The sequence below is a fragment of the Rhodococcus sp. D-46 genome, assembly GCF_011290655.1.
In the GTDB taxonomy this organism is placed as follows: Bacteria; Actinomycetota; Actinomycetes; order Mycobacteriales; family Mycobacteriaceae; genus Rhodococcus_F; species Rhodococcus_F qingshengii.
In genome coordinates, this window is sequence record NZ_JAANTF010000001.1 from 655,712 (window position 1) to 677,310 (window position 21,599).

Consider the following 21,599-nt stretch of genomic DNA (forward strand, 5'->3'; position numbering starts at 1 on the left):
ATAGGCGTGGGATTCACGACGAGTGTCACCGCGAAGAACATCGTCGCTGCGGTGAAGGCTGTGCCGGCGGCGCAAGGGAAGATCGTGGTACTCGCCACTGTGGCGGCAAAAGCTGAGTCTTCGGCTCTTCTGACAGCGGCCCATGAACTGAACGTCCCGATTGTGAGTTTCGCCCCGGACGTACTTGCGCGAGTTCAAGTTCCGTCACCATCGCCTCGCGTCGAGAACGCCGTCGGAACGGCAAGCGTCGCGGAAGCGGCTGCGATCCTCGCGTCCGGGGGCGGCCGACTTGTGCTGGCCAAGACTGCCAGGGATGGAGTGACCGTGGCCGCGGCCCGTAAAGTTCCCTCCAGCTTGACCAATTCTGACAACGAAACGGAGTGCGAGTGAGCGAGTCCACCGCAGACGAGACCAACTACCTGGTCGGCCTCAACCTGACCGATCGACGCGTGGTCGTGTTCGGCGGCGGCACTGTGGCTCAGCGCCGACTCGGACTGCTGGTCGCCTCTGGTGCCCGCGTTCACGTCATCAGTCGCGCGTTCACTCCAGCCGTCGAAGGTATGGCCACTGCCGGTCAGATCACGGTCGAAGAGCGCCCGTACGCCGACGGCGACCTCGAAGGTGCGTGGTACGCCATCGCCTCGACCGACGAGCCGGAAACCAATGCGGCGATCGTCGCCGAAGCGGAGCGTCGCCACATCTTCTGCGTGCGCGCCGACAACGCGAAGCACGGCACCGCCGTCACTCCCGCGAGCGCCGAGTACGACGGTATGAGCATCGGAATTCTGGCGGGCGGCGATCACCGCCGTTCGGCAGCAGTCCGCACCGCCGTCGTCGAAGGTCTTCAGTCGGGCGTGCTCGCCGATACGGCCGAGCCTGCCGCTGCGGGTGTTGCTCTCGTCGGTGGTGGCCCCGGTGATCCCGATCTGATCACCGTGCGCGGACGCCGTTTGCTCGCCCGCGCCGACGTCGTCGTGGCCGACCGATTGGCTCCGCCGGAGTTGCTCGCCGAACTGGGTCCGGACGTAGAGGTGATCGACGCCGCGAAGATCCCGTACGGCCGTGCCATGGCTCAGGAGGCCATCAACGCCGCGCTGATCGACAACGCGAAGGCAGGCAAGTTCGTGGTCCGCCTCAAGGGCGGGGACCCGTACGTCTTCGGACGGGGATACGAAGAACTCGAAGCGTGTGCCGCTGCCGGCGTTCCGGTGACCGTAGTGCCCGGAATCACGAGCGCGATCTCGGTCCCGTCGGCCGCAGGCATCCCGGTCACCCACCGCGGGGTCACCCACGAGTTCGTCGTCGTCAGTGGGCACGTGGCTCCGGATCATCCGGATTCGCTGGTCGACTGGTCGGCGCTGGCCAAGTTGCGCGGCACGATCGTGCTGCTCATGGCGGTCGAGCGCATCGATCAGTTCGCGAAGGCACTCGTCGACGGTGGACGCCCGTCAACCACGCCGGTCACCGTGATCCAAGAGGGCACTCTGCGCACCCAGCGTGAACTTCGGGCCGATCTGGCGACCGTTGCTCAGCGCGTCAAGGACGAGGAGATCAAGCCTCCGGCGATCATCGTGATCGGGCCGGTCGCGGGCTTTTCCGTCGACGCTGGGTAACGTGAAGTCTTGTGTCTGACTCCCCAACATCTGAAACCGCTTCGGCGAATGCCCCGGTAGCGACTCGAGTCATCGGGCTTGCCATCATCGTCCTGAGTGGTTTGCAGATGATGGTGGTGCTCGACGGTACTGTCGCGAACCTCGCTCTGGCGCCATTGCAGGCCGACCTCGGGCTGAGCGACAGCGGCCGCAACTGGGTGTTGACCTCCTACGCGCTTGCGTTTGGTGGGCTCATGCTCCTCGGTGGTCGGCTCGGCGACGCGTTCGGACGCAAGAAGATGTTCATCGCGGGAGTCTCGCTGTTCACGGTGGCGTCGTTGCTCTGTGGACTCGCCCTGAACGAGGGCATGTTGATCGCAGCGCGGGCGCTTCAAGGTGTCGGCGCAGCCGTGGCGTCGCCCACTGCCTTCGCCCTTGTTGCCACGACTTTCGCCGCGGGTCCGGCTCGTAATCAGGCCATCGCGATTTTTGCCGCCATGACGGGCGTCGGATCGATCGCCGGTCTGATCATCGGCGGCGCATTGACCGAGGTGTCGTGGCGTCTGATCTTCCTCATCAACGTCCCGATCGGCATCGCGCTCGTCGGCATGGCGTTCCGCGCCCTTCGCGAGACGAATCAGACGCGTCTGGCTTTGGATGTCCCCGGCGCGATCCTCGCGACTCTCGGGTGCACCGGTGTTGTTTTTGCTCTCACCGAAGGCCCGGAAATGGGATGGGGGAGTATCGCCGTCATCGGGGCATTGGCGGCCGGATTGGTCGCCCTCGCCGCCTTCCTCTTCGTCGAGCGAACTGCGGACAACCCGCTCTTGCCCTTCTCGTTGTTCGCCGATCGCAACCGTGTCGCGACGTTCCTCGCCATCTTCTTCGTCGGTGGCGCGATGTTCAGCATGACGGCTTTCGTCGCGCTGTTCGTGCAGGACATCATGCAGTATTCGCCGTTGCGTGCCGGTATCGCGTTCATTCCGTTCGCGTTCGGATTGGGCGCCGCCGCGTCGGTTGCTTCCAAGCTCGCCGTGAAGGTTCAACCCCGCTGGCTGGTCCTCACCGGCGTCGTGATCATGATCGTCGGACTCCTCTACGGCTCTACTCTCGATTCCGACTCCACCTACCTGGCCAACTTGTTCGTGCCCGTGATCGGGATCGGATTCGGTATCGGCCTCGCGATGGTGCCCTTGCCACTGTGCGCGATCGCCGGTGTCCCGGAGACCGAGATCGGCCCGCTGACCGCAATCTCCCAAGTTGCCCAGACGCTCGGTGGACCATTGGCGCTGTCGGTGATCGGTGCAATGGCGACGTCCAAGACGCTCTCGCTCGGCGGCACTTCGGGCAAGGCAGCGGACATGAATCCGGCGCAATTGATCGCACTCGGAGAGGGGTACACCTTCGCACTTGTGGGCTGCGCGGTCTGCGCCGTGTTCGCCGGTATCGCGGCGCTGTGCATCAGGTTCACACCTTCTCAGGTAGCCCAGGCTCAGGCTGCGGAGAAGGCAGCTCAGGGAATCGCCTGATCAGTCCTGTTTTTCCGCTTCGCTAGCCGATACGATCGTTGCAGGACGTGCCGAGAGTCTCGACGGATCGGGGTGCCGTGATGCGGATCGCGGACATATTGCGAAACAAGGGCAACAGCATCGTCACGATCGACGCCCACACGACGGTCAACGGGCTGCTGTGCGATCTTGCCCGCCACAACATCGGAGCCATGGTGGTGGTCGACGACGACGCGGTGGTCGGCATCATCTCCGAACGCGATGTCGTTCGACGCCTGCACGAGCGTGGCCCGGACCTTCTCGGGATCCAGGTTTCCGAGGTCATGACCGCTCTGATGTACACGTGCGTTCCGGCAGACGCAGTGGACAGCATTGCCGCGATCATGACCGAGCGTCGAATCCGGCATCTGCCGGTGATCGAGGACGGCAACCTCCTCGGCATCGTCAGTATCGGTGACGTGGTGAAGAGCCGCATCGACGAGCTCAAGAGCGAACGCGATCAGCTCGAGTCGTACATCGATCAGGGCTGATCGATAGGTTGTCGCACGGTGACTACTCTCGTGTGATGGCCGCATTCCAGGAATCCACAGCAGACACGGTCACCATCGTGGCCGGCCTCGAGAGCACGTTCGCCGACGAACTCGGCGCTCTGACGGTGCCGTGGCAAGGTGCTGCCGCCCCTGACCCGCAGTTGCTCGTGGTGAACGAGCAGCTGGCTGCGTCGTTGAGATTGGACGTAGCAGCGCTGCGAAGTGTGGACGGGATCGGCGTCCTGTCCGGGTCGACGGTGCCGGACGGGGCCACACCGGTGGCGATGGCGTATGCGGGTCATCAGTTCGGTGGGTATGCACCAATTCTCGGAGACGGTCGGGCGTTGTTACTCGGCGAACTCGTCAGCAGTGCCGGGCAGCGAGTGGACTTGCATCTGAAAGGCTCCGGGCGCACACCGTTCTCTCGGGGCGGCGACGGGTATGCGGTCGTAGGGCCGATGCTGCGCGAATATCTCGTCAGCGAGGCGATGAATGCCCTCGGTGTCCCCACTACGCGCGCGCTGTCGGTGGTGGCGACGGGCCGAGACGTTCGCCGCAACGGCGCAGAACCCGGTGCCGTGCTTGCACGGATCGCGTCGAGTCACCTACGCGTTGGGACCTTCGAGTTCGCGGCCCGGCAGGGCGAGGTCTTGCAGCCGCTCACCGACTACGCGATCGCCCGGCACTACCCGGAGCTGACCGAACTTCCGTCAACGGGTACACACAATCGCTATCTGAGGTTCCTCGAGGCGGTCGTCGAGGCGCAGGCGTCACTGGTGGCGAGGTGGATGCTCATCGGTTTCGTGCACGGGGTCATGAACACCGACAACACGACAATTTCGGGAGAGACCATCGATTACGGTCCGTGCGCCTTCCTCGACGCATTCGATCCGGCGGCAGTGTTCAGCTCGATCGACCACGGGGGCCGCTATGCGTTCGGCAATCAGCCCGCTGTACTGAAGTGGAATCTGGCGCGCTTGGCAGAAACACTGTTGCCGCTGATCGATTCCGCACCCGACAATGCGATTTCCGCGGCGTCGGCAGTTCTCGAGACCTTCGACGAGCGCTACGAGGGACACTATGCGGCCGGTCTCGCGGCAAAGATCGGTCTGGCCCAGCCGTTTGTCGATCGGGCGCTCGTCGACGATCTGCTGACGTTGTTGGCGGAACACGGAGCAGATTGGACAGGCAGTTTCCGCGCACTCGCAGACGAATTGCGCGGAAATTCGGCGCCTCTCGACCAACTCGTGCCACGGGAGCACATCGCGCCCTGGTTGCAGCGGTGGCAGGGAGCCCTGACCGAAAACGGACAAGGGGCCGCGGAGACCGCGAGCGCGATGGATCGCGTCAACCCGCTGTACATTCCGCGTAATCATCGGCTCGACGCTGCCCTGCGCGCCGCGACCGACGGCGACCTCGCTCCATTCGAGAAGCTGCTGGAGGTTGTCACGCATCCATTCGACCGACGCGACGAGTGGGCTGACTACACCGAGGCGGCTCCGCGGTCTTTCAGCGAGACGTTCCAAACCTTCTGCGGCACTTGACAGACGAAGCCATCAATCCGTCAGGATGATCAGTTCACGCTCCGACGCGATTTCCACCCGCAGGCCGGCCTTCGACGCCACCCGCGCGACACCCTTGATATCGGTCGGTTCGGCGCGCGAGACCACCAGCGCACGGGCGAGCAGACCCTTGTGGTGCTTGTTGAAGTGACTGACCACCGTCCGGGTGCCGTCCGGCTTCTCGGTGAGGACCGTTGCAATCAAGGCGTCCGGAACGGGACCGAGGTCTTGGTACGTACCCGATCGCAGATCGACGACCAGCCCGTCGGCTTCGGCAGCCAACGCCTTCGGCAGTTCCGGCTTCCACAGGGAGCGGAGCGTGCCCATTCCGGGCAGCTTGGACCCGCCGGAAAGGCGGTAGGCGGGGATCAGATCTCCTGCGCGGACAGCACCGAACAGAGCGGAACCAATGGCGATCCGATCGAGCGCCTTCGCCTTCTGGGCGCGGGTGAACGACTTTGCGTCGAGGGCGTCGAAGAGCACGCCGGTGTAGCGCTGCAGTGCGGGCCGCGTCGCGGACACCCACAGCTTGGCGTTGCGTTCCACTTCGTCTGCTTGCGTCGGACCGAGCCCGAGCGCTTCGCACGACGCCTCGACGTCAGCGGCCAGATCGACCAGCGTCTGAACCAGCAATTCGCGCGTTTCGGTCAACTGTGGCATCGACAGTTCGGCCAGATCGAGGGGCGCATCCTTGCCGCCGTCGGACTTGGTTTCTGAGGGAGGCAGCAGTACAAGCACGCTGTAACCGTACCGAGGCCCGCTCGGCCGACTGCGGCGACTATCCTTACACCTCGTGATTACCCGTCTGTCCCACCTGTTCCTGCGTACCCTGCGTGACGATCCCTCGGACGCCGAAGTTGCCAGCCACAAACTGCTGGTTCGTGCCGGCTACGTGCGTCGTATCGCTCCAGGCGTCTACTCGTGGTTGCCGCTGGGATTGCGGGTGCTGCGCGAGGTTGAGCGTGTTGTCCGTGAAGAAATGAATGCAATTGGCGGACAGGAAATCCTGCTGCCTGCGCTGCTCCCGCGCGATCCCTACGAAGCGTCGAACCGCTGGACCGAGTACGGCCCCAACCTGTTCCGCCTCAAGGACCGCAAGGGCAACGACTACATGCTCGGCCCGACCCACGAGGAGCTCTTTGCTCTGACGGTCAAGGGTGAGTACAACTCCTACAAGGACTTCCCGGTCACCCTGTACCAGGTGCAGACCAAGTACCGCGACGAAGAGCGTCCGCGTGCCGGCATTCTGCGCGGCCGCGAGTTCCTGATGAAGGATTCCTACTCCTTCGACCTGACCGACGAAGGCCTGACGGAGTCGTACCAGGCGCATCGCGGCGCCTACGAGAAGATCTTCACGCGTCTGGGCGTCAAGTACGTCATCGTCTCGGCCACCTCCGGTGCGATGGGCGGCAGCGCGTCCGAGGAGTTCCTTGCCGAGAGCGAGATCGGCGAAGACACCTACGTCCGCTGCCTCGAATCCGGCTACGCCGCCAACGTCGAGGCCGTCAAGACTGTTGTTCCCGATTCGATTCCGTTCGACGGGCTGCCCGAAGCCAAGGTGTACGACACCGCGAACACACCCACCATCGACACCCTGGTGGACTGGGCGAACGGCGCTGATCTCGGCCGTACCGTCACCGCCGCCGACACACTCAAGAACATCATGGTCAAGACCCGCCTGCCCGGCGGCGAGTGGGAACTGCTCGGTATCGGCATCCCCGGCGACCGTGAGGTCGACGAAAAGCGCCTCGAAGCTTCGCTCGAGCCGGCCGAGTTCGTGATGATCACCGAGACCGACTTCAAGAACAACCCGTTCCTGGCCAAGGGTTACATCGGCCCGAAGGCTCTGCAGGCCAACGGCGTTCGCTATCTTGTCGATCCGCGTGTCGTCGACGGCACCAGCTGGATTACCGGCGCCGACGAAGACGGCAAGCACGTGGTCGGCCTCGTTGCCGGTCGCGACTTCACCCCTGACGGAACCATCGAAGCCGCCGAGGTTCGTGACGGCGACGCCTCTCCCGATGGAGCCGGCACGCTGGTCTCGGCTCGCGGTATCGAGATCGGGCACGTTTTCCAGCTCGGCCGCAAGTACACCGACGTCTTCACCGTCGACGTCCTCGCCGAGAACGGCAAGCCCGTCCGCCCGACCATGGGTTCGTACGGCGTCGGCGTCTCGCGTCTGGTGGCCGTCATTGCCGAGCAGCATCACGACGAAAAGGGCCTGCGCTGGCCTGCCGAGGTTTCACCGGCCGACGTCTACCTCGTCATCGCGAACAAGGACGAGACCGCGCGCGAAGGCGCCGAAGGCCTCGCCGCGCAACTCGACCGTGCCGGACTCGAAGTAATCCTCGACGACCGCAAGGCATCGCCGGGCGTGAAGTTCAAGGACTCCGAGCTGATCGGCGTTCCACTGATCGTTGTCGTCGGACGCGGTTGGGCCGACGGCAAGGTCGAAATTCGCGACCGCTTCACTGGCGAGAGCCGTGAGATCGACGCCGACTCGGCGATCGAGGAGATCATCAGCGCAGTTCGCGGCTGATTCGAATAGTCGTCTGGGCCGCCGCAGCCACCTTCCGAGGTGTCTGCGGCGGCCCTTCTTTTCTGCCACAATCGTGGCTATGGAACGCGAACCGGATTGGGCAGAAGTCGACGGTTACCTTGTCTCCACGTTGGTAGGTGAAGATCCGGTTCTCGACGCGGCACTCGCCGCCAATTCCGAGGCAGGTCTCCCGCCCATCGACGTGGCGCCGAACCAGGGCAAGCTCCTCAATCTTCTGGCGCGAATGTGCCTGGCGCGCAATGTTCTCGAGATCGGAACGCTCGGCGGATACAGCACGATCTGGCTCGCTCGCGCGGTCGGCCCCTCGGGCCAGGTCATCACGCTGGAATTCGATCCCACCCATGCGGATGTCGCTCGGGCGAATATCGAGCGCGCCGGCTTGGCTGACCGTGTCGACGTCCGCGTCGGGGCCGCGCTCGACAGCCTCCCGTCGATCGCGAAGGAAGAGTTGGGACCTTTCGACTTGGTCTTCATCGACGCCGACAAGGAGAACAACACCGAGTACGTGCGGTGGGCGTTGGCCCTTTCGCATCCCGGAACCGTCATCATCGTGGACAACGTGGTGCGTGGGGGACATGTGTCCAACCCGGATATCGACGACGAGCGCGTCAAAGCGAGTCGAGCGGTGTTGGAGATGATCGCGGCCGAGCCGAAACTCGACGGCACCGCCATTCAAACCGTGGGTTCGAAGGGATGGGACGGGTTTGCCGTTGCAGTAGTGAACGAGTGAGCGCAGACTCGAAGCGGTGAGGATGCTGGGGGCAGCAAAGGCGGCATGGCGATGGGTGCGCAGTGCTCCCGGTACCTACGTCTGGTTGCTGGCCCTGCTGTTCACCACGCTCTTCCTTCGGCATCTGCCCGACAATGTCGAGGAGCGTTTTCTCGGCAAGCGCTCGACCAATCTGCATCACCTGGCCGAAGACCCGCTGCGAGTCCTGTTCTCGAGTGCCTTCTGGCTCGAAGGTGGCGGTTGGTTGGGATACCTGGTTCTCTTCACCATCTTTCATGCAACGGCTGAGCGTTGGCTCGGGACGTGGCGGTGGCTGTGTGTTGTCGTCATCGCCCACGTCGGAGCCACGTACATCAGCGAAGGTGTTCTGTACGAAGGTATTCGGCACGGATACGTGGCGGATTCGGCGGTCAACACTCTCGACGTGGGAGTGAGCTACGGTCTGGCCGGCATCATGGGGATTCTGGTGTACCGCATCGTCGATCCGTGGCGATACATCTATCTCGCGGGGTTGCTGCTCTTCTATGGTGTACCTCTGATTTTCGCCACCAATTTCACCGCCATCGGCCACATGTCTGCGTTGTTGCTCGGGTTGGCGTGCTACCCGATGACGCGCGCTCGGGCCGGCACGTGGAATCCGATGGACCTGTGGCATTCGCGAAGAATCGCAGGTCTTCCATGAATCGCACCGCGGAAAGTTACCCGCTGGTAGTTTAGCGTCATCGACGAAAGGTAATGACGTGTCTGGCACCGATGGATTGCTCTTCAACCCCCATACTTACGACCCAGCTCAGTTCGATCCGGAGACCCGCCGTTTGCTGCGAGCCACCATCGAATGGTTCGAGAGCCGCGGCAAGAAGCAACTTCTTCAGGACGACCTCGACGCCGTGTGGGTCTCCGACTTTCTCGAATTTGTCGGCAAGGAGAAGTTGTTCGCGACGTTCCAGACTCCGGCGGCATTCGCCGACGGTGACGAGAACCGTCGTTGGGACGGTGCCCGCAACGCAGCTCTGAGCGAGATCTTCGGTTTCTACGGGCTGGCGTACTGGTACGCGTGGCAGGTCACGATCCTCGGACTCGGACCGATCTGGATGAGTGACAACGACGCTGCGAAGAAGCGTGCAGCGCAGGAACTTGCCGACGGTGGTGTCATGGCGTTCGGGCTGTCCGAGCGCGACCACGGCGCCGACGTGTACTCCACCGACATGCTCCTCACTCCCACCGACGGCGACGTCGCCTTCCGCGCGAGCGGCGAGAAGTACTACATCGGAAACGGCAACGTAGCCGGAATGGTGTCTGTGTTCGGGCGTCGTACCGACGTCGAGGGCCCCGAAGGCTACGTGTTCTTTGTCGCCGACAGTGCACATCCGAACTATCAGCTCGTGGACAACGTCCTGCGCGGGCAGATGTATGTCAGCAATTTCCGCCTCGACGATTACCCGGTGCGCGAGGAAGACATTCTGCACACCGGCGTCGCCGCATTCGAGGCCGCGCTCAACACGGTCAACGTCGGAAAGTTCAACCTCTGCACCGGCTCCATCGGCATCACCGAGCATGCGTTCTTCGAGGCAATCACTCACGCGCAGAATCGAATTCTGTACGGCAATCCCGTCACGGATTTCGCCCACGTTCGCGCCGCCTTCGTCGACGCGTACTCACGTCTGATCGCGATGAAGCAGTTCAGTGCGCGGGCGGTCGACTACTTCCGCAGCGCCAGCCTCGAGGACCGTCGCTACCTGCTGTTCAATCCCATGACCAAGGCCAAGGTCACCTCCGAAGGTGAGAAGGTGGTCGGGTTGCTGCACGATGTGATCGCAGCCAAGGGATACGAGAAGTCCACGTACTTCCGCGAGGCAGCGCAGATGATCGGCACGCTGCCCAAGCTCGAGGGCACCGTCCACGTCAACGTCGGCCTGATTCTCAAGTTCTTGCCGAACTATCTGTTCAACTCGGCGCAGTTCCCGGAGATCGTCACGCGCGACGACGCCGCCGACGACGAGTTCTTCTGGAACCAGGGGCCTACCCGCGGCGCTGCGAAGATTCAGTTCCACGAGTGGAAGCCCGTCTACGAGAAGCACTCTTCGATTCCGAACGTCGCCCGTTTTTACGAGCAGGCGATCGCGCTCACCGAATTGCTCACTGCTGCAGCGCCGGACGCGCAGCAGCAGAAGGATCTCGATTTCATGCTCAACGTCGGGCACCTGTTCTCTCTCGTCGTCTACGGTCATCTGATTCTCGAACAGGCCGAGATCAGCGGGCTCGACGCCGACGTTGTCGATCAGATCTTCGACTTCCAGATTCGTGACTTCTCGGGATACGCGATCGCACTGCACGGAAAGCCGTCGTCGACACCCGAGCAACAGAAGTGGGCCCTGGCCGCGGTGCGGAAGCCTGTTGTCGACAGTGAACGCTTCGACCGGGTGTGGCAGCAGGTCAAGGCGTACGACGGTGCATACGAGATGCGCGCATGACCGCGCCGGTGACGCGCGAGCAGTTGATGGCCGTCGTGGAGGGATCCCCGAAAGCCGTCGGCGCGCATGACCGCTCGACCTGGGTGGCCCTGTTTGCCGGCGACGGACAGGTCAACGACCCTGTAGGTTCACGTCCGCACAACGGTCAGGCGGCGATCGAGAGTTTCTACGACACGTTCATCGCCCCCAATTCGATCACCTTCCATGTCGAGCGCGACATCGTGTGCGGCCGGACGGTGTGGCGCGATCTGGGCCTCGCTACCGAGATGTCGACCGGAGTCGTTCTCGACGTTCCGATGCACTTGCGCTACGACTTGGTGGGGGAGCCCGATTCCTTGCGGATCGGAACCCTCTACGCGCATTGGGAATTGGCGACGATGTTGAGCCAGCTCGCGACTGCTGGTGTGGCGGGGGTGAAGGCGGCCGCGAAGTTGACGCCGCAGTTGCTCTCGAACCAGGGGATCGGCGGGGCGCTCGGGTTCTCGCGCGGCATCTTCGGCGTCGGAGACAAAGGCAAGAAGGCAGCGTCGCGGTTCCTCGATGCGGCCGCTGTCGGCCGAACGCCGCCGGTACCCGTCGAGCTTCCGGCGGGGACGCAGTTGTCCAACGCTGATGTCAACGCTCTGCTCACCGGCGTGACGAAGAGCAAGATGCTGGTTGCCGGTCGCACCGTGACGGCGAGCGTCATCGTGTGCGGGGAACCGGCCATCGCATTATTCGGCTTCGAGGCGAGCGGTCATCGACTCAATCGGGTGCGTTTCTTCACCGAGAGCTGACATAGAGCCCTCCACATGCAGGTCAGGCTCGGCGCGCCACTCCGGCGCGCCGAGCCTTCGCTTTTCTGAGAATTGTCAGATCGCCCCGAGATCCGCAGACAGCCAGTGCTGCGGATTCATGTAGATCGCTACCTGTTCGCCCAACTGCGATCGCGCGAATTCGAGATACCCGTCGACCTTGTCCGGAGCCAGGTAACGCCGCGAGACTTCGACCAGCATCTCGTCGGTGCCCGGAACGATCTTGTCGACGGATCCGCTGACGCTGACGTAACGGATTGTCGGATCGAGCCTTTCGGCCATCAACGAGAAATGCCCGGCCGACTCGATGAGTCGTGCCTTTCGCGAATCCTTGCCCGTGAGGATCCATGGTTTGCCACCGGGTGAGTACAGGTACCAGATCGGGACGGTCAACGGACCGCGCTCGGTGCCGTCCGCCACGGACAGCGCCCCGATGTGGGGTTCGGCCAGGAACTGTTCACGCTCATTTTCGGAGAGTGCCATTCCTCGAGATTACCGCGACGTTTGACATGGCGTTGTGACTCCGTACACAATCGGTGTGCTCATTATGAACAGGCGTTCGCAATGCGAACACGTTTCGATCCGAACTACTGGATCCCAACCGGTCGCGAACGCCCACAAGCAGTGAATGTCGAGGATCCGATGACCGCACCGCATACGCAGTCGAGTTCAATCACCGGTTCGCCTGGGGCGCGTGCCGCAATGTGGGTAGCACCGTTGTGTTGGATCGCTGTGCTTCTGGACGGATTCGACCTGGTCGTACTCGGCGCGGTCATTCCTTCGCTTCTCGACTACGACGCGTGGGGTTTGAGTACCGGCACGATCACGATGATCTCGACCTTCGGGCTCATCGGCATGACCATCGGCGCCCTCGTCATCGGCACTCTCACCGACGTCATCGGTCGACGCCGCGCGCTGCTGTACGCCGTTGCCGCATTCTCGATTCTGACTCTGTTGTGCGCAATTGCGCCCAATCCGTTCATCTTCGGGCTGCTGCGCTTCTTTGCCGGTGTGGGGCTGGGTGGCGCCCTACCGACGGCATTGGCTCTGGTCAACGAATTCTCGAAGAAACAAGGCGGTGGATCTGCGTCGACCATGCTGATGACCGGCTACCACGTCGGCGCCGTTGCCACCGCAGCGCTGGCGCTCGTCGTGATCGAACCTTTCGGTTGGCGAGCGATGTTCGTTGTCGGCGCACTTCCTGCCGTCGCCCTGATTCCACTCATGTTGCGGTATCTGCCGGAATCCCCGTCGTACCTTCTCGCTCACGGAAAGCGTGCCGAAGCCGAGGAAATCGCTGCCCGTTACGGAGTCGAACTCGAGATTGCGCCCACGTCCGAAGTTGAGCGCGCCGAAGCCGCCAATCCCGTTCGCGCACTGTTCTCTTCGAAGTTCCTGCGCAACAGCATCGCCATCTGGATCACCAGTTTCATGGGCTTGCTGCTCGTCTACGGATTGAACACGTGGCTTCCGACGATCATGCGTGAGGACGGTTACAACCTCGGGGCGTCGTTGACGTTCCTTCTGATCCTCAATGCCGGCGCCGTCGTCGGACTCTTGATCGCCGGGGGCGTCGCGAACAAGATCGGCCCGCGGACTGCAGCCATCGTGTGGTTCGCCGGAGCTGCACTGTTCCTGGCGCTTCTGAGTGTGAAGGTGTCGTTCGGAATCTACGTGATGGTCTTCCTCGCCGGATGCTTCGTATTCAGTGCGCAGGTACTGGTCTACGCCTTCACGAGCGCCAATCACCCACCTCAGATTCGCGCGACCGCGCTCGGATGGTCGGCAGGTGTCGGCCGGGTCGGTGCGATCTGTGGCCCGATCCTGGGCGGAGTCCTCCTGGGTGCGGGTTACGCCGTGCCGTGGGGCTTCTACGCTTTCGCGCTCGTCGGACTGCTCGGAGCAATTTCGATCTCCTGCACACGGGTGCGCACCTGAAATACCAGTTTCGCTGGTTGGCGTGCTACTGCTATCGTAAAACATGAGTATGAAGAGTAGCGCTATCGTCGCGCCGCAGGAACCGCTACCGATGCCATCGTCTCGATCCGGTTTGTGGTGGGGCTTGCTCGGTGTGCTGGCGTTCTCGTTCACCGTTCCGCTCACGAGGGTCGCCGTCGCGGATCTCGACCCCCTGTTCGTCGGTGCGGGCCGCGCTGTCGTTGCCGGGGCCCTTGCGATTGTGATGCTGTCGGTTACTCGCGCGACGCTTCCGACGCTTCGGCAGTGGTTTCGCATCGCACTCGTGACTGTTGGTGCGGTACTGGGGTTTTCACTGTTCACCACGTTTGCGTTGCAGACATCGCCGGCGAGTCACGCGGCAGTCGTGATCGGGCTACTTCCCGCTGCGACCGCGGTATTTGCGGTCGTCCGAGGAAAAGAGCGTCCCAGTAAGGGATTTTGGTGGGCAAGCGCCGCCGGCGCGGTATCGGTCGTAGGGTTCGTGGCGATTGCAAACGGCGGACTCGGCTCGTTTCATCTCGCTGATCTTCTTCTGTTCGCCGCGGTGGTGTGTGCAGCGCTGGCATATTCGGAAGGTGCGTTGCTGGCCCGCGAGATCGGGTCGTGGCAGACGATTGCCTGGGCATTGATTCTCGGACTGCCGGTCACGATTGCGTTGACGGTGGCGTCCATGGCCCAGGCTCCGGTCTCTGCCGATGTGAATTCGTGGCTTTCGTTTGCCTACCTGGGATGCGTGAGTATGTTTCTCGGGTTCTTTCCTTGGTACCGGGGTCTGGCGATCGGTCCCATTTCCACTGTGAGCCAAACACAGTTGGTTCAACCGGTGCTCAGCATTGCCTGGTCGGCGCTGATACTCGGTGAGACGTTGTCACCCTCGATCGTGGCCGGCGGTGTCGTCGTCATCGGGTGTGCCTGGCTTGCCCTGAAGGCGCGAGTGGCAGCGCCGCGTGCTGTGCCGGCACGCGACGCGACCACTGCTACTGATGAATCAGAAAAGCGGGCCGCCACCGAAGGCACTGCGGTGTGACGCCGGTTGTTTCCCGTTGGCGTCGGTGATTCCGTACTCGACGGCCGTCTCGGCGGTGATCAGTGTGTGACCGCTGCGCGCGTTCACTTCTGGATCGTTGGCCAATGCAGTGATGACTTGGCCGACGAATTCCGGGGTTTCGGCCTCGGCCAGTGAGAAGCCTTCGAAGCTCTCGATCCCACTCGCCTCCATCCGCTCGTTGCGGATCAACCCGAGCCAGAAGGAAAGTGCGGTGACGCCGGTCCCCTTCAATTCGACAGCCATGTCCGCGGCCATCTTGTCCAAACCTGCCTTCGACATCCCGTACAGGACAGAGTGCAGGTACCCGCGGGTGCCGAACGACGAGATGTTGCCGATCACTCCACTGCCCCGGGGAACCATCAACTTCGCCGCTTCCACCGAAGCAACGTAGTGGGCGCGCAGTCCGATTCCGATCAGCGAATCCCAATCGTCGATCGGCCTCTTCCAGAACGGATCGGCGAAGCCTGCATAACCCGCCGGGTTTGCCCAGACGTTGTTGACCAGAAGATCGAGGCGGCCTGACTGTTCCTCGGCGATGCGTGCAAACAGGTCGACGATCTGTTGATCGTCGGCGTGATCGCACTGCACGGCAATGCCGTGACCACCGCGCTCGGTGATCTCGGCTGCGGTGCGATCGAGTGGGCCGTCGTCGCCGACGGTTCCTCGGGCCGTCACGTACACCGTCCATCCGTCGCTTCCCAGCGCGAGGGCAATGCCCTTGCCGACGCTCCGGCTGGCACCGGTTACGAGCGCAACTTTTCCGTTCGTCGTCATCGCGGCCCACCCAACGAACCCTCGGCGATGTCAGCGTCCGGGGAAAGGGGAGTGGTGTTCGACCACGTCTCCGTGAAATGGCATTGACTCATTTTCCACATACCGTCCTCGATCACGTACTTGTCGTCGTATTCGCCGGTCATCAACTTCTCGGTGCGCCCGACGGTGTCGATCTGGCGGAACTGCAGAGCCCATCGCCCCACCGCCGACGTCTCCGAGGTCAGTGTGATGTCGGGATGCAATCCGTGATGCATGTCGAGGACCGCGTACCGGCCGTCGACCTTGCGAAGAGCGATCTTCTCGAAGATGTCCGCCATCGGCCCCGCGTCGTCGAAGGCGCCGAGGCGGCCGTAGTCGATCGACGCTCCGGAACGGATGAAGCTGTTGCGGAACCCAACTGGATCCTTGGCATCACATGCTCGCCAGTAGCCGTGCTTGAGCTTCTTGATTTCCTCGATCTGTTCGAGCGCGTCGAGGCGTTGTGCGAGATCCAACGTCGGTCCTTTTCGTCTGGGTTTCCCGGAGACATGTCGGATCGACTGTAGGGTGTCCTCAGTCACATGTGTGTAGTTTTTCCCAGTGACCGGTCAGGAATCGGTGTCGGTTTCGCTCGAGGATTCGTCGCCGGTGAGCGTGATCGCAGTCGAGTCGCTGAAGACGCTGCCCCAGAGCTCGCCGAGGGCTGGATCTTCTTCGGCGTGTTCGGGCGCCATCATTGCGAGCAGATTGTTGATCAGCATCCCGTTCGCGATGAACAAACGCGCTTGCTCGGGTGTGCAACCGGTGCGCTCGCGCAGCAAGGTGTAGATGCCGGACATGGCGTTCCGGGAGACGGCGGCGACATCATCGGTGCTGGTGGCGAAGCCGTGCAACATGACAAGCAGTAGATCTCGGTCGAGAACCAGCTCGCCGTAGGCGGATCCGAGTTCGGCCCAGAACTGCGGATTGCTCGGATCGATCGTGACCGTATCCAATTTGTCGTTGAAGGTGCGGACGATTTCGTCGAGCGCGCGCGTGAACACTGCGTGGAACAAATCTGCCTTGGTTCCGAACATACGCACGACGTAGGGCTGCGAGACACCGGCTTCCTTGGCGACGGCGTCCGTACTGGTCCCCGAGTATCCACCCTTTGCGAATGCTCGCGTTGCCGCGGCAAGGACCAACGCGCGACGTTCCGGTGCGCTCATCCTGCGGGTACGTGGTTCAGCTGCACCGATCGACATGTTGACACGTTATCACCGGATAGCTTAGTTTCGACCTAAGTAATCATTCGATGCCTTAAGGCACCTTCACTCGAGGAATCACGATGACCGTTTTGACGAAGTCCGGATCGGACGCCGCATCCGGGTCGGAAAGCAGTGGAGGACGTAAGGTTCCGATCGCGATAGTGATGGTTGCTGCCTCTCTGCCCATGTTCATGGCCACCCTCGACAACCTCGTGATGACGAGCGCGCTGCCGGTGATCGAGAAGGAGCTGAATGCGTCCGTCGGGCAACTTCAGTGGTTCATGAATGCGTACACGCTCTGCTTTGCGACGCTGATGCTTTCGGCGACGACGCTCGGCGATCGGTGGGGGCGCCGCAAGATGTTCGTGTTCGGGATCGGGCTGTTCACGGCGGCGTCGATTGCTTCGGCGTTGTCGACGACACCAAGCCTGCTCATCGCGGCCCGAGCCTTTCAGGGCGCCGGCGCTGCCGCGATCATGCCGCTCTCACTCACTCTCCTCGTGGCAGCGGTACCGGAAGCCAAGCGTGCCATGGCAATCGGCGTGTGGGGTGGCGTCTCCGGCCTGGGGATCGCGATGGGTCCCGTGGTCGGTGGAGCGGTAGTCGACGGGTTCTCGTGGCAGGGGATCTTCTGGATCAACGTGCCGGTTGCGATCGTCGCTGTTCCTCTCGCGTTGTATGCGTTGCGTGAATCGACCGGTCGCACACAGCCTCTCGACCTTCCCGGTGTCGCACTCGCCGGACTCGGTGTGTTCCTGGCGGTGTGGGGGATCGTTCACGGCAACGACGAGGGCTGGGGATCGCTTGGAGTAGTTGCGTCGTTGGTCGGTTCCGCAGTCGCGTTGGCACTGTTCGTTTTTCGCGAGATGAAGACCTCGCATCCGGTCATGCCCCTACGTCTGTTCCGCTCACGCAGCCTCTCGATGGCGAACGTCATCGGCTTGACCTTCTCGATCGGAATCTTCGGGGCGGTGTTCCTGCTCTCGCAGTACCTCCAGATCGTGATGGGCTACAGCCCGTTCCAAGCAGGCCTGCGGACGCTTCCGTGGACGGCAGCGCCGATGATCTTCGCGCCTCTCGCCGGTTTTCTGGCGCCGAAGGTCGGGCTCCGTTCGCTTCTGCTGACCGGTCTGTTGCTCCAGGCCGGAGCATTGTTCTGGTTGGCAGCGTTGATCGGTCCCGACGTGACGTACGGGTCGCTGGTTCCGGCTCTACTGATGGCGGGCATCGGCATGGGCCTGACCTTCGCGCCGAGCTCGACGGCGGTACTCGTCGACATGGACGAGCCTGATCACGGAACGGCCAGTTCGACCAACTCGACGCTTCGTGAGATCGGTGTTGCACTGGGAATCGCGGTTCTCACTGCAGTCTTCCTTGCCGCCGGCGGTGCCCTCACGCCACTCGGTTACGGAGATGCGCTGACACCTGCACTGCGCGTCGGCGGTTGCTTCGTGTTGGTGGCCGTGGTCGCGGCGTGGTTCGTGCCCTCGCATCGCAAGGCCTGAGCCGCTGTGCGCCTTTATTAACCGCCGGGGGTTAATAAAGGCGCACAGCAGTTACGAAGTCGGGTCCCCCGGGAACGCTGAGGTGGCCGGAGCGGTTCCCAGCGCGGACCGCCATCCGGCACCGCGGATTGCCGCATCGGTCAGGCCGTCGATTCCGAACGTGCGGAGTTGGTCGGTATCGACCTGTTCGACGAATGCCCGGTAGGTCACGGCGGTGTCGGATTCGATCTGTGCTGCCAGCTGTGCCGCGGTAACGGCGTCCGTCACCGGAAACGGGATCTCGTACGCTGCCGCGGCTGTCGGCGGGGTCACGCCCGCGTCGGTCGACAGGGCAACCAGCGCATCACGTCGCGCGCGGTGCGCTGCTGTGTGCGTGGCAACCTCGTTGACACGGGCAGGATTCGAAAACGCGGCAACCACTCCGTAAGCGAAGATCGCGGCATTCTCTGATTCGATTGCGGTCAGCAAGGCAGAACTCTCGGATCGACGGGTGTGCGAAGTGATCACGGAAGCAACACCGCAACCTGAGTCGAGCACGACGCGCTGATCGAACCGAGCAGGCCCGCGCGATAGCCGGACATCGTCCGAGCGAGGTCCGCGGCACTGCGCGCCGAATCGGCCAGCGAGGTACTCAAGGTTTCGACGCCCGCAGGAGCGTTTGCGACCGAGGTCGACGGGGGCGCTGTGGTCGTAGCGGCGCCGCTGCCCGCTGCTCGCGCAATCTCGGCGTCGAGTTCGAGTGCATGCGCTGTGCGTTCGGCGCTGATCGTGGTCAGTGATGCCGACTTGTCCGGTGCGAGTGCGATGGCGGCGGTTGCGGCTGCCGCGTCGGAGCGGGCTCGATCGGCCTGGGCCGTCAGCTGGTCGACTTCTGCAGCCGCCTCCGCTGTGCCGTTGTCGGTGCAGGCGGACAACGAGAAGGCAGCAGCGCCCAACGCTGCTGTTCCCGTCATCTTGAGCGCACTCCGCCGGGAGAGTGGGGTAGTAGTCATGGGCGTCAGCACCAGTCCATCGTGCCAGGTGGTCGGCCGATCGTTCGAATCCGCGGCACGTGTTCAAGTGTGACGTGCGTCGGGCACTCTGGTCACGGAGACGCGCAATGAGCGGTACTCTTGGATGCTTGCAGCATGTGGCACCTGGTGTCTTTTCATGCTCGCAGCCGCCCACGTCGACAGTCGACACAAGTCGGACAATCGACGACAACTGAAATGAGGAGTTCGCGAGATGCCGGTGCCATCCAGGGAGAGGGTGATCGAGCTGATCTCCGAACTCGTGCACGCCCAGGGTTATGACGTCGAAGACGTTGTCGTGACCAGTGCGGGCAAGCACAGCGCGGTGCGCATCATGGTCGACAGCGATGCCGGGATCGAGCTCGATGCCGCCGCGGAGATCAGCAGACTCGTTTCGGAACTTTTCGACACCCTCGAGGAAATCGGTGAAACGCCGTACACCCTCGAGGTGACCTCTCCGGGAATCGATCGCCCACTGACGCTCGATCGTCACTGGCGTCGGGCTCGCGGACGTAAAGCGCGAATCGATCTGGCCGGCGAGACCGTGGTGGGCCGTATCGGAACGTTGAACGACGATTCCGTGGCAGTTGTCATCGGTGGCCGTGGCGGACTGACCGTGCGCGAGATTGCACTGGGCGACGTTCAGAAGGCTGTAGTTCAGGTGGAGTTCTCGAAGCCCAGTGAGGCGGAGTTGGAACTCGCGGGCGGCATCCCGGAGGGGCGCGCAGTTCCCTCCGATGCGGTTGACCTCACCGAGGACTCGGGCGTGGACAGTGTCGAAGACGACGAAACAGAATTAGAAGACGTAGAAAACGAAGAAGGGTTCGACAAGTGAATATCGACATTGCAGCGTTGCGAGCGATCGAAGCCGAAAAAGGTGTCTCGATCGAAACTGTGATCGCCACGATCCAGACCGCGCTGCTGACGGCGTACCGCCACACCGAGGGGCACAAGCAGAACGCTCGGATCGATGTCAACATCAAGACCGGTTCGGTGCGAGTGATGGCGCACGACACCGATGCCGACGGCAACATGATCGGTGAGGAGTGGGACGACACTCCCGAGGGATTCGGACGCATCGCGGCCACCACCGCACGCCAGGTCATCCTGCAGCGTCTGCGCGACGCCGAGCACGAGCGCAGTTTCGGTGAGTTCTCGACCCATGAGGGTGAAATCGTCGGCGGTGTCATTCAGCGTGACACGCGTGCGAATTCCCGCGGAATGGTCGTCGTCCGAATCGGCAGCGAATCCAATGGCGCCGAAGGATTGTTGCCGCCTGCAGAACAGGTTCCCGGCGAGAACTACGAGCACGGTGAGCGCATCAAGTGCTACGTCGTCGGGGTTGCTCGCGGAGCCCGCGGCCCACAGATCACCCTCTCGCGGACCCACCCGAACCTGGTTCGCAAGTTGTTCGCACTCGAGGTTCCAGAGATTGCGGACGGCAGCGTCGAGATCATCAACGTCGCGCGCGAAGCGGGGCATCGTTCCAAGATCGCCGTCGCCTCACGTGTGCAAGGGCTCAACGCAAAGGGTGCATGCATCGGCCCGATGGGTCAGCGCGTCCGCAACGTCATGAGCGAACTCGCGGGGGAGAAGATCGACATCATCGACTTCGACGAAGATCCCGCGACGTTTGTGGGCAACGCACTTTCCCCGTCGAAAGTGGTCTCCGTCACTGTCGTCGATCCCGAGGCTCGTGCGGCCCGTGTCATCGTGCCCGATTTCCAGCTTTCGTTGGCCATCGGAAAAGAGGGTCAAAATGCCCGCCTGGCTGCGCGGTTGACGGGTTGGCGTATCGACATTCGTAGCGATGCGGCACCCGTTGGCGACGCGTCCGACCGGCCCGCCACGTCCAACGGATAACGGTGGAATGCAGTGATCGAGACGGTTCGGCGGTAGAGTGGACAATGGTTCGACGTGAGTCCTCGGATTCGGCGCGCGTGAAACCCGGTTCGCCGGTAAGAACGTGTGTGGGATGCAGGGAACAAGGGTCGGCTGTCGATCTGTTGAGGGTCGTGGTTGGTGAGCAGGGGCCGGAGGGTTCCCCGCTCGTCCCCGACGTATCGCGAAGACTCCCCGGTCGAGGTGCATGGCTGCACCTGGATCCGAGTTGTCTGAGCCTGGCAGAGCGGCGCCGAGCATTCAGCAGAGCACTGCGAGTGTCCGGAAATCTGGACACGTCCGCTGTCGACCAGCTGGTCGACGCAGTTCACACAAAAGCAGTACCTCTCGAGAAGAACAGGCACAAGCACTCATGAGCACACCGTGAAGCACCAACGATGAACGTCCATCGGCGATAACCCGAGGTCGTGCGGGACCCACATCTGTGG

The 21,599-nt window shown here is 62.8% G+C and carries 23 protein-coding genes; 16 read left to right on the top strand and 7 right to left on the bottom strand.

Annotation, left to right across the window (positions count from 1 at the left end; translation table 11 throughout):
- Window positions 1-6: 6 nt before the first annotated feature.
- The 5 genes from G9U53_RS03175 to G9U53_RS03195 all read left to right on the top strand — a co-directional run bounded on the left by G9U53_RS03175 (window position 7) and on the right by G9U53_RS03195 (window position 5,174).
- Window positions 7-390 carry a cobalamin biosynthesis protein gene (locus G9U53_RS03175; protein ID WP_007734999.1) on the top strand — a complete coding sequence of 128 codons (384 nt, stop codon included), beginning with the start codon at window positions 7-9 and terminating at the stop codon, window positions 388-390.
- The gene (cobA, locus tag G9U53_RS03180; protein ID WP_047271356.1) at window positions 387-1,613 is read left to right on the top strand and encodes a uroporphyrinogen-III C-methyltransferase; all 1,227 of its coding nucleotides are present in this window, start codon (window positions 387-389) and stop codon (window positions 1,611-1,613) included. The genes G9U53_RS03175 and cobA overlap by 4 nt, the downstream gene beginning before the upstream one ends.
- A 107-nt stretch (window positions 1,614-1,720) precedes the next feature.
- Entirely contained in the window at window positions 1,721-3,121 is a 1,401-nt protein-coding gene (locus G9U53_RS03185) for an MFS transporter (RefSeq protein WP_228402275.1), read from the top strand.
- Window positions 3,122-3,201: 80 nt separating this feature from the next.
- Window positions 3,202-3,630 (top strand): CBS domain-containing protein, encoded by a 429-nt coding sequence (locus G9U53_RS03190; protein ID WP_007735005.1) that lies wholly within the window; start codon window positions 3,202-3,204, stop codon window positions 3,628-3,630.
- A gap of 35 nt (window positions 3,631-3,665) precedes the next feature.
- The gene (locus G9U53_RS03195) at window positions 3,666-5,174 is read left to right on the top strand and encodes a protein adenylyltransferase SelO (protein WP_165638318.1); all 1,509 of its coding nucleotides are present in this window, start codon (window positions 3,666-3,668) and stop codon (window positions 5,172-5,174) included.
- A gap of 12 nt (window positions 5,175-5,186) precedes the next feature.
- Here G9U53_RS03195 and yaaA read toward each other — a convergent pair whose 3' ends face one another.
- Complete coding sequence (gene yaaA, locus G9U53_RS03200; protein WP_047271360.1) at window positions 5,187-5,930, bottom strand: peroxide stress protein YaaA; 744 nt, start codon at window positions 5,928-5,930, stop codon at window positions 5,187-5,189.
- 55 nt (window positions 5,931-5,985) lie between these two features.
- Between yaaA and G9U53_RS03205 the strand changes: the two genes are divergently transcribed.
- From G9U53_RS03205 to G9U53_RS03225, 5 genes are all read left to right on the top strand, one after another.
- Window positions 5,986-7,731: a proline--tRNA ligase gene (locus G9U53_RS03205; protein ID WP_054188575.1), complete on the top strand. Its 1,746-nt coding sequence runs from the start codon at window positions 5,986-5,988 to the stop codon at window positions 7,729-7,731.
- A 79-nt stretch (window positions 7,732-7,810) separates the two neighbouring features.
- Window positions 7,811-8,482: an O-methyltransferase gene (locus G9U53_RS03210; RefSeq protein WP_020969392.1), complete on the top strand. Its 672-nt coding sequence runs from the start codon at window positions 7,811-7,813 to the stop codon at window positions 8,480-8,482.
- Window positions 8,483-8,504: 22 nt separating this feature from the next.
- A complete protein-coding gene (locus G9U53_RS03215) occupies window positions 8,505-9,164 on the top strand; it encodes a rhomboid-like protein (RefSeq protein ID WP_165638373.1) in 660 nt (219 codons plus the stop codon).
- Window positions 9,165-9,222: 58 nt separating this feature from the next.
- Window positions 9,223-10,953: an acyl-CoA dehydrogenase family protein gene (locus G9U53_RS03220; protein WP_007735018.1), complete on the top strand. Its 1,731-nt coding sequence runs from the start codon at window positions 9,223-9,225 to the stop codon at window positions 10,951-10,953.
- Window positions 10,950-11,729 (top strand): ketosteroid isomerase family protein, encoded by a 780-nt coding sequence (locus G9U53_RS03225; RefSeq protein ID WP_081557748.1) that lies wholly within the window; start codon window positions 10,950-10,952, stop codon window positions 11,727-11,729. Before G9U53_RS03220 ends, G9U53_RS03225 begins: the two co-directional genes overlap by 4 nt.
- Window positions 11,730-11,804: 75 nt before the next feature.
- On the opposite strand, the gene G9U53_RS03230 is transcribed toward G9U53_RS03225, so the two are convergent.
- Window positions 11,805-12,230 (bottom strand): pyridoxamine 5'-phosphate oxidase family protein, encoded by a 426-nt coding sequence (locus G9U53_RS03230; protein WP_003942732.1) that lies wholly within the window; start codon window positions 12,228-12,230, stop codon window positions 11,805-11,807.
- A 159-nt stretch (window positions 12,231-12,389) separates the two neighbouring features.
- Here G9U53_RS03230 and G9U53_RS03235 point away from each other — a divergent pair, with 159 nt between their 5' ends.
- Both G9U53_RS03235 and G9U53_RS03240 read left to right on the top strand, forming a co-directional pair.
- Window positions 12,390-13,685: an aromatic acid/H+ symport family MFS transporter gene (locus G9U53_RS03235; RefSeq protein WP_165638374.1), complete on the top strand. Its 1,296-nt coding sequence runs from the start codon at window positions 12,390-12,392 to the stop codon at window positions 13,683-13,685.
- Between the two features lie 91 nt (window positions 13,686-13,776).
- On the top strand, window positions 13,777-14,733 hold the full coding sequence (locus G9U53_RS03240; RefSeq protein WP_030535619.1) for a DMT family transporter: 957 nt from the start codon (window positions 13,777-13,779) through the stop codon (window positions 14,731-14,733).
- Here G9U53_RS03240 and G9U53_RS03245 read toward each other — a convergent pair.
- From G9U53_RS03245 to G9U53_RS03255, 3 genes are all read right to left on the bottom strand, one after another.
- Complete coding sequence (locus G9U53_RS03245) at window positions 14,695-15,528, bottom strand: SDR family NAD(P)-dependent oxidoreductase (RefSeq protein ID WP_003942723.1); 834 nt, start codon at window positions 15,526-15,528, stop codon at window positions 14,695-14,697. The two genes, G9U53_RS03240 and G9U53_RS03245, sit on opposite strands and share 39 nt — an antisense overlap.
- Window positions 15,525-16,022, bottom strand: coding sequence for a nuclear transport factor 2 family protein (locus G9U53_RS03250; RefSeq protein WP_165638319.1), 498 nt, complete (start codon window positions 16,020-16,022; stop codon window positions 15,525-15,527). Before G9U53_RS03250 ends, G9U53_RS03245 begins: the two co-directional genes overlap by 4 nt.
- 93 nt (window positions 16,023-16,115) lie before the next feature.
- Entirely contained in the window at window positions 16,116-16,751 is a 636-nt protein-coding gene (locus tag G9U53_RS03255) for a helix-turn-helix domain-containing protein (RefSeq protein ID WP_003942694.1), read from the bottom strand.
- A gap of 83 nt (window positions 16,752-16,834) precedes the next feature.
- Between G9U53_RS03255 and G9U53_RS03260 the strand changes: the two genes are divergently transcribed.
- The gene (locus G9U53_RS03260) at window positions 16,835-18,259 is read left to right on the top strand and encodes an MFS transporter (RefSeq protein WP_165638320.1); all 1,425 of its coding nucleotides are present in this window, start codon (window positions 16,835-16,837) and stop codon (window positions 18,257-18,259) included.
- A 51-nt stretch (window positions 18,260-18,310) separates the two neighbouring features.
- On the opposite strand, the gene G9U53_RS03265 is transcribed toward G9U53_RS03260, so the two are convergent.
- Window positions 18,311-18,766 (bottom strand): ferritin-like domain-containing protein, encoded by a 456-nt coding sequence (locus tag G9U53_RS03265; RefSeq protein WP_003942700.1) that lies wholly within the window; start codon window positions 18,764-18,766, stop codon window positions 18,311-18,313.
- Window positions 18,763-19,212: a hypothetical protein gene (locus G9U53_RS03270; protein WP_063316736.1), complete on the bottom strand. Its 450-nt coding sequence runs from the start codon at window positions 19,210-19,212 to the stop codon at window positions 18,763-18,765. The genes G9U53_RS03265 and G9U53_RS03270 overlap by 4 nt, the downstream gene beginning before the upstream one ends.
- A gap of 271 nt (window positions 19,213-19,483) precedes the next feature.
- On the opposite strand from G9U53_RS03270, the gene rimP reads away from it, so the two are divergent.
- The 3 genes from rimP to G9U53_RS03285 are packed head-to-tail and all read left to right on the top strand — an operon-like array spanning window position 19,484 to window position 21,527.
- Complete coding sequence (gene rimP / locus G9U53_RS03275) at window positions 19,484-20,104, top strand: ribosome maturation factor RimP (RefSeq protein ID WP_063316556.1); 621 nt, start codon at window positions 19,484-19,486, stop codon at window positions 20,102-20,104.
- Window positions 20,101-21,132 carry a transcription termination factor NusA gene (gene nusA, locus G9U53_RS03280; RefSeq protein ID WP_003942738.1) on the top strand — a complete coding sequence of 344 codons (1,032 nt, stop codon included), beginning with the start codon at window positions 20,101-20,103 and terminating at the stop codon, window positions 21,130-21,132. Before rimP ends, nusA begins: the two co-directional genes overlap by 4 nt.
- 44 nt (window positions 21,133-21,176) lie before the next feature.
- Window positions 21,177-21,527, top strand: a complete 351-nt coding sequence (locus G9U53_RS03285) for a YlxR family protein (protein WP_019748063.1) — start codon at window positions 21,177-21,179, stop codon at window positions 21,525-21,527.
- Window positions 21,528-21,599 lie beyond the last annotated feature (72 nt).

Coding starts and splice junctions, on each gene's coding strand:
- G9U53_RS03185 (WP_228402275.1), top strand. CDS start 1,721: ATGATGGTGGTGCTCGACGGTACTGTCGCGAACCTCGCTCTGGCGCCA.
- G9U53_RS03190 (WP_007735005.1), top strand. CDS start 3,202: ATGCGGATCGCGGACATATTGCGAAACAAGGGCAACAGCATCGTCACG.
- G9U53_RS03195 (WP_165638318.1), top strand. CDS start 3,666: ATGGCCGCATTCCAGGAATCCACAGCAGACACGGTCACCATCGTGGCC.
- G9U53_RS03210 (WP_020969392.1), top strand. CDS start 7,811: ATGGAACGCGAACCGGATTGGGCAGAAGTCGACGGTTACCTTGTCTCC.
- G9U53_RS03215 (WP_165638373.1), top strand. CDS start 8,505: ATGCTGGGGGCAGCAAAGGCGGCATGGCGATGGGTGCGCAGTGCTCCC.
- G9U53_RS03225 (WP_081557748.1), top strand. CDS start 10,950: ATGACCGCGCCGGTGACGCGCGAGCAGTTGATGGCCGTCGTGGAGGGA.
- G9U53_RS03230 (WP_003942732.1), bottom strand. CDS start 12,230: ATGGCACTCTCCGAAAATGAGCGTGAACAGTTCCTGGCCGAACCCCAC.
- G9U53_RS03235 (WP_165638374.1), top strand. CDS start 12,390: ATGACCGCACCGCATACGCAGTCGAGTTCAATCACCGGTTCGCCTGGG.
- G9U53_RS03240 (WP_030535619.1), top strand. CDS start 13,777: ATGCCATCGTCTCGATCCGGTTTGTGGTGGGGCTTGCTCGGTGTGCTG.
- G9U53_RS03245 (WP_003942723.1), bottom strand. CDS start 15,528: ATGACGACGAACGGAAAAGTTGCGCTCGTAACCGGTGCCAGCCGGAGC.
- G9U53_RS03255 (WP_003942694.1), bottom strand. CDS start 16,751: ATGTCGATCGGTGCAGCTGAACCACGTACCCGCAGGATGAGCGCACCG.
- G9U53_RS03260 (WP_165638320.1), top strand. CDS start 16,835: ATGACCGTTTTGACGAAGTCCGGATCGGACGCCGCATCCGGGTCGGAA.
- G9U53_RS03270 (WP_063316736.1), bottom strand. CDS start 19,212: ATGACGGGAACAGCAGCGTTGGGCGCTGCTGCCTTCTCGTTGTCCGCC.
- rimP (WP_063316556.1), top strand. CDS start 19,484: ATGCCGGTGCCATCCAGGGAGAGGGTGATCGAGCTGATCTCCGAACTC.
- G9U53_RS03285 (WP_019748063.1), top strand. CDS start 21,177: ATGGTTCGACGTGAGTCCTCGGATTCGGCGCGCGTGAAACCCGGTTCG.